5 protein-coding genes are annotated in these 6,924 nt (G+C 40.3%); 3 read left to right on the top strand and 2 right to left on the bottom strand.

All coding sequences use genetic code 11. From position 1 onward, the window contains the following. Together NJ959_RS07630 and NJ959_RS07635 are read left to right on the top strand one after the other, a co-directional pair. On the top strand, positions 1 to 954 hold a 954-nt coding region (locus NJ959_RS07630), incomplete at its 5' end, for a sodium-dependent bicarbonate transport family permease (RefSeq protein WP_254011159.1). 4 nt (positions 955 to 958) lie between these two features. Further along, positions 959 to 1,267 (top strand): P-II family nitrogen regulator, encoded by a 309-nt coding sequence (locus tag NJ959_RS07635; protein WP_254011160.1) that lies wholly within the window; start codon positions 959 to 961, stop codon positions 1,265 to 1,267. A 99-nt stretch (positions 1,268 to 1,366) separates the two neighbouring features. Here NJ959_RS07635 and NJ959_RS07640 read toward each other — a convergent pair whose 3' ends face one another. Further along, on the bottom strand, positions 1,367 to 3,010 hold the full coding sequence (locus NJ959_RS07640) for a glycosyltransferase family 39 protein (protein WP_254011161.1): 1,644 nt from the start codon (positions 3,008 to 3,010) through the stop codon (positions 1,367 to 1,369). Between the two features lie 309 nt (positions 3,011 to 3,319). On the opposite strand from NJ959_RS07640, the gene NJ959_RS07645 reads away from it, so the two are divergent. Then, entirely contained in the window at positions 3,320 to 4,324 is a 1,005-nt protein-coding gene (locus NJ959_RS07645; RefSeq protein ID WP_254011162.1) for an NAD-dependent epimerase, read from the top strand. Positions 4,325 to 4,521: 197 nt separating this feature from the next. Here NJ959_RS07645 and NJ959_RS07650 read toward each other — a convergent pair. After that, the coding region (locus NJ959_RS07650; RefSeq protein WP_256528917.1) for a GumC family protein at positions 4,522 to 6,924 on the bottom strand (2,403 nt) is incomplete at its 5' end.

A 6,924-nucleotide genomic window follows, 5' to 3' on the forward strand; every position in this document is an offset into this window, starting at 1 on the left:
GTATCGAACATCTTAAATCCACCTGTGCTGGCGTTTTTTATGGGGATAGTGGCGGTTTTAGTCAAATCTGACTTAGAAATTCCCCCTCCCTTGCCCAAGCTGTTTTCCCTATACCTGCTATTTGCAATCGGGTTTAAGGGAGGTGTTGAATTAGTCAAAAGTGGTATAAGTCAAGATGTAATTCTCACAATTTTGGCAGCTATTTTAATGTCGGCAATTGTCCCAATTTATAGCTTTTTTATTCTCAAGATAAAATTTGATGCCTATAATGCCGCCGCGATTGCCGCGACTTATGGAGCTATTAGCGCCGGGACTTTTATCACCGCCACCTCCTTTCTAACTACCCTAGAGATTGATTTTGATGGATACATGGTAGCCGCCCTTGCCCTGATGGAATCACCAGCAATTATTGTCGGTTTAATCCTGGTTAATCTATTTGGGGCTAATCCAGAAAAACCTGAATTTATTTGGGCTGATGTTTTAAAAGAAGCATTCTTAAATAGTTCAGTATTTCTGTTAGTAGGTAGCCTAATCATGGGTATTCTAACAGGGGAACATGGTGGGGAAGTTTTGAAACCATTTACTGAGGATATGTTTTATGGTATCCTAACCTTCTTCCTGCTGGAAATGGGACTCCTGGCGGCTAAAAGAATAAAAGATTTACAAAAAGCAGGGGCTTTTCTCATTTCTTTTGCCATACTGATTCCTATCGTCAATGCCATCCTGGGATTATTGATTGCGAAAGTTATCGGGATGCCTCGGGGGGATACGCTTTTGTTTTCTGTGCTATGTGCCAGCGCGTCTTATATTGCGGTTCCTGCTGCCATGCGATTAACAGTGCCCGAAGCTAATCCCAGTCTGTATATTTCGACGGCTTTAGGAGTGACTTTTCCCTTCAATATTGTGGTGGGAATTCCTCTATATCTATATGGAATTAATCTGTTTTGGAGATAAAATTATGCAGTCAGTCAAACGAATCGAAATTATTGCCAATTACGTGGAATTGGGCAAGATTTTACAAGGTTTAGAGCGTGCTGGTGTACCGGGGCATACTGTAATTCGTGATGTGGCAGGAAAAAGTACGCGAGGAACAATAACAGATGATTTGGCAATGACAATGCTGGATAATATTTATGTTATCGCTTTCTTTCCTCCTGATAAAATTAACACAGTATTAGAAGTTATGCGCCCAATTTTGAATAAGTTTGGGGGAACTTGTTTCATTTCTGATGCAATGGAATTGCGCACAACTAAGTGTGTAGGTTAGTGAGGAATTGGGTAAAAGAGTTTTGAGTTTTGAGTTTTGAGTTTTGAGTTTTAATTCAAAATTAAGAATTCAAAACTCAAAACTATTCCAGCCATGCCCCTACCTCTTAATAATTCGCCAAAGTTTTCCAGCTTCTATCTCTCCTGCTACTTTGTATTTTATATTTTGCTCAAATTGGGATAAAAATTCACTGGATGGTTGGTACAGAAAAACATTGCTAAAATTATTGGGAATATCAATCGGTGCTGGGTTTTCTCCTCTCACCAAAAGTAATTTTATCTGAGGATTGAGGAGATAACTCAAAGCTGTAGTTCTTGTGGTACTATTACTAATTAATAGGGGAGAAGGTGATTGATTAATAATTTCAGCTACTTGAGAATCGTAATAGTTAGTGTACTTATTCCACCATGTCTCAGATTGAGAACTAATAGTACAGGATAAAATACCCAAAGAAATTATTGCGATCGCGCCTATCTGCCACAGTTTACCTCTAATATAGTAGAAACCAGATTTTTTTCCCATAAATCCGGTTTCTGTAGTAACACCGCGTAATTCTTCTCTAACTTTTATCGTTAACAAGTAAGCAACTGCTAAATGAATCCCCAATAAACAGGGAATTTGAAATCGTGCTATGGTAGATCTTTGTCCTCCCACAATTAAATCTGGTACTCCTAGTAGTAATCCGGTAGAGCCTATTAAAGCTATTACAAATAACCATACTTGTCTTGAAGTATGCCGAATCAAGAAATAAATGCTATAACATACTAAAATAAAAATAGGAATAACTACAAAGGAAAAAGGATGCCCTAAACTAACCAGCCCCACAGGATCGATATTACTTCTAATTCTAAACAGTTGTTCTTTATAATTAACTTGTGGATCGAAGAAAACCATGTTAATATTAAAAATCCACCGTTGAAACAAAGTAAAAAAAGAAATAGTCTCACCCGTCCAACTTGAAGCTTTGATTTTATCAATAAGTACCAGCCAAGGGGCAAACGTGAGAATACCTAAGCTCAAAGCCATAAAAAATGCTATCGCATCTTTACTCATTCTCCATCTATTGATAACAGCCACGTAAATACTATGACTAATTACTATAAGAAAAGATAGCAAATGAGAATAGAGAAGTAGCGAAACTCCAGCCGCGTAAGTAAGCCAAGCCAACTTGGTTTTTAGTCGCATAGCTCGCAAAAGAGCAGTACTTGCCAGTAAAATAGTAACAGTCCACAAACTATATTGCCTTGCTTCCTGAGCATAGAGAATATGGAAAGGAGATACAGCCAACAGAATAATTGCCATCCATCCCACTTGAGCAGAATTAAATAATTCTAGACATAACCAATAGACAGGAGGAAATACGAGTAAACTAATTAAAGCTGAGAAAAGTCTGACTTGTAGCGGATTAAGACCATGCCACCCTACCCAAAGTCGCGCGATCGCGTAATATAAAGGTGGATGTTGCTGATCTTCTGTAGCAATAGCTTTCACCGTATCCACTAAACCCCGCTGAGAATCCAGATGCTGATACCTTTGCAAATCCGCAACAGAAATAACTGCACCGTTAGCCAAGCTTGCTTCCACCTCTACCGATGTGTAGCCAGCTAACCAGAAAGAAGTAAATACTTCATCATGCCAGTATGGTTTTCGCTCCAGGTTAACGAATCTGAAAAATACTCCCAGAATTAATATAATTACAATAAGACTGCGACACCAAATTAAATAATGAGATCTTTTTATCATCTAGCACAAAAATAGTAATCTTCTGAGATTGTAACCCCTTAAGCATTTAAGAAAATATATTCTCACTCACCACCCCCCACCCCCCACTCCCCACTAAGGCTAAAAATTGCTAAAGTAGTTCCTGTGGATGATGGGGAAACCCTGAGAGGCTGTTTGTAAAGAAAAACTAAGCTGAAATTAACCCGGTTTCTTTCGTGTCAATAACGACAGTTTTTTGTACTCTAATCCAGATAAACCGGGTTTTTTGGGGTAATTTATGATAGTTGACAAACAGACTCCAATCGGTTAATAAAGTTAAGAGGAAAAAGTGTGAGCAAAGTTTTAGTCACAGGCGCGGCGGGTTTTATTGGTTTTCACCTCAGCCAAAGGTTACTTGAAAGAGGTGATACTGTTGTCGGAATCGATAATCTGAATCCCTACTACGATGTTTCCCTCAAACAAGACAGACTCGCGCAACTACAGAAGCAAGCAGGATTTAGTTTTTACAAGCTTGACTTAGCTAACCGGGAAGGAATGGCAGACTTATTCGCCAAAGAAAGTTTGGCTCTCGTTGTCAATCTAGCCGCCCAAGCAGGTGTGCGCTACTCTCTGGAAAATCCCCATGCCTATGTCGATAGTAATCTAGTTGGTTTCACAAATATCCTTGAAGGTTGCCGCCATTCTCATATTAAGCATCTTGTCTTTGCCTCCTCTAGTTCAGTATACGGAGTTAATAAAAAAGTACCATTTTCCGTACAAGATAATGTCGATTGTCCCATAAGTCTGTACGCTGCCACCAAGAAAGCCAATGAATTAATGGCTCATGCCTACAGCCACCTATACCACATTCCCATGACAGGCTTACGCTTTTTTACAGTATACGGTCCTTGGGGGCGGCCAGATATGGCACTATTTTTATTTACCAAAGCCATCCTGGAGGAGAAACCAATTAATGTATTTAATTCCGGCAACATGCAAAGGGATTTCACATATATTGACGATGTAGTTGAGGGAGTAGTCAGGGCGATGGATTCCATTCCTCAACCTGAAAATGGAGAATCTACTAAATTAGAAGAATCCAGTTTAGTTCCCTATAAATTATACAACATTGGCAACAATCAGCCTATCCAACTCTTACAATTGATTGAAATTATCGAGACTTGTCTAGGTAAGAAAGCCATTAAAAATATGTTGCCCATGCAGCCAGGAGATGTACCAATTACCTACGCAGATGTTGACGATTTGATCCGGGATGTTGGCTTCAAACCAAATACGCCCATTGAAGTTGGTGTGGAAAGGTTTGTTAACTGGTATCGCTCTTACTATCAGGTTTAGTAGGTGGTTGTTTGTTATTGGTTATTGGTTATTGGTTATTGGTTGTCGCTGTATTTACTTTGCGTACCTACTCTACGAGAAGCCCCTGCGCGTCTATGCGCCTACCTTTGCGTACCTTTGCGTTAAAAAACTCTCTTTCCTCCAACCAAAAACCGCGACACTTCTTCTCCAAAAAACAAATAACCAACAACCAAAAATCAAAAATTATCTGAATTATCAGTATTATCCTGAGCGGAAGTATTCGCATTCATCCTTTGAAGCAATAACTTTTTCGCCTTAAGAATCTCTGACTCACTCCCATTACCATAATGATTGTGGTAATAATAGTATGAACTCGCCGTGTGATTTTTCACCCCATTAGCAATTACCCCCAGCACCGTAGCACTAGAAATTTTGATACTATCCAAAGTTTGCAGTAAGGCGGAACGATCTGTTTTTTCTAATCCAGCAACAAGGATAACACCATCAGTATGAGCAGCTAAAATACGACCATCTGCAAGTCCCAGCAAAGGTGGTGTATCATAAATTACCAGGTCAAATACCGCATGTAATTGCTGCATTAAATGTTTCATTTTAGTCGAACTTAGCAAGCGGGTGGGATCGGGGGGTAATTGCCCTGCTGTTAAGACATAGAGATGATTCCAGGAGGGTAATCGTTGAACCGCTTCTTTGGGAGTAAGCTTAGTCGCAATTAAATTACTCAAACCTACCTCATTTTCCAATCCCAAATTGATGTGTACCTGGGGACGACGCAAATCAGCATCTACTAACAAAACTTGTCTTCCCATGGCAGCAGCAGCTTGGGCTAAGTGGAGGGAGGTAGTAGATTTGCCATCTCCTGATGTTGCAGAGCTAACTACAATAGAGTGGATTGGCGTATCAGTACCGAGAAAGCGAATATTGGTATGTAGTGAACGAAATGATTCTAAAAATGGAGATGAAGTATACCATTTTGGACGAGGAAGATTGCTGTCATCTTTTTCAATGGTTTCCATTGACATCATCTCGACTTGTTGCGTCGCCACCATCAGCTTTTTCAGATTTTTTTGGTAGGGAATTACGCCCAGAAGTGGTAATTTAGTAAGTTCTTTTAGTTCATCGGGAGAGTGGAATCGATTGTCGAGTCGTTCGATTAGTAAAGCCACTCCAATTCCCAATAATAACCCAGCGATCGCACCCAAGGTAATATTACGCTGTTTATTCGGCCACACTGACTCTTTTGGCTCTTCAGGTTTTAATATAATCTGCCAAGGCAGTGACTTTTGGGCAATTTCAATTTCTAGGGATTCTTGAACAGCCAAAAAACGATTTAAGCTCTCAGTTGCTACCTGTAATTCTCGCTGAAAATCAGTGTAGCGACGCGCAATTACTGGCATCTGCTTTACTTGCAGATTTATCACTTGTTGGGCTTGGCCGATTGCTCGCTGTCGCACTTGCAAGACTTGCATTTGGTTGCTTGCCTCCACCAGTTTTTGGGTTAGGCTAGTGCGAATTGAACTTGGCGAATCTGTCTCCACTCCCGCTTCTGGCAAATTTTTCCCCAGTACTTTTCGAGCTTCAGCTTCAATAAGTGGTAATAAATTTTCCTGTTCTTCTCGTAATCTTTGTAGTGTGATATCTTCGTCTGTAAATGTTGCCGATCTTTTCGCTATTTCTGCTTCAATTTCTGCCAGTTTATTCAACAATTCTTGGTAACGTGGGGCTTCGGCAATGGTTACTGTTGCTACCGCTTCTTGCGGCGTTAATTCCAACTGTTTTGTTAAGGCTGTATAAAGGGTGCGAGTTTCTTGTAACTGAACTTGTGTTTCTAATGCTTGTTGAGAGATGGTGCTGACTCTATTTGAGAGTTGTTGAGCTTGAACTTCTGGATCGAGAAGATCGTTTTGTTGGCGAAATGATTGGAGTTGTCCTTGAAGTTTATCAACCCTTTGGCGCAGGAGTGGGAGTTGGCCTTGCACAAATCCAATTCCCTGTTTTAGGTTCATTTGCCTTTCTGTTAGGGAGTAGCGGAGATATCCTCGCGCCACTTCATGCAAAATCCGCCGTACTTTTTTCGGATCTGTATCTCTGTAACGACCTTCTATTATTTTAGTTGTTCCGAGTCTACTAACTGTCAGTTTATTACTGGCTATCAAGGATTCGTATGTGACATCTGCATAATATTTGTTGATTTCCTTAACTATAGGAGTCATTAAATTGGGAGAGCGCAAAACCTGAATTTGGGTTTCATAATCTAGACTGGAATTTTGGATATCTTTAGCACCAGGTATTTGACTTAGTTTGTCTAAATTACCTTCCTCGGTAAATGATTCAACCACTAATTTGAAATTACTTTCAAATTTCGGTGTCTGACGCTCAGTCCAAAAATATACCCCAGAGGATACTGCGATCGCAATCCCCGCAATAACTAACCCACGTCGTCGGATTGCCGTCAATATCTGTCGCAGACTCAACTCATCTGCTTCCGGTTGCGGCTGTTGACTTGGGTGGATTAGCGGCAGGTAAGGTACACCCCTCCCATTCCCGTTTCCCACATGTCCATTGGCATGTCCATTAGCTACATGTCCATTAGCTACATGTCCATTAGCTACATGTCCATT

Origin of the sequence: Limnofasciculus baicalensis BBK-W-15, assembly GCF_024178385.1 — a bacterium.
GTDB classification, from domain to species: Bacteria; Cyanobacteriota; Cyanobacteriia; order Cyanobacteriales; family Coleofasciculaceae; genus Limnofasciculus; species Limnofasciculus baicalensis.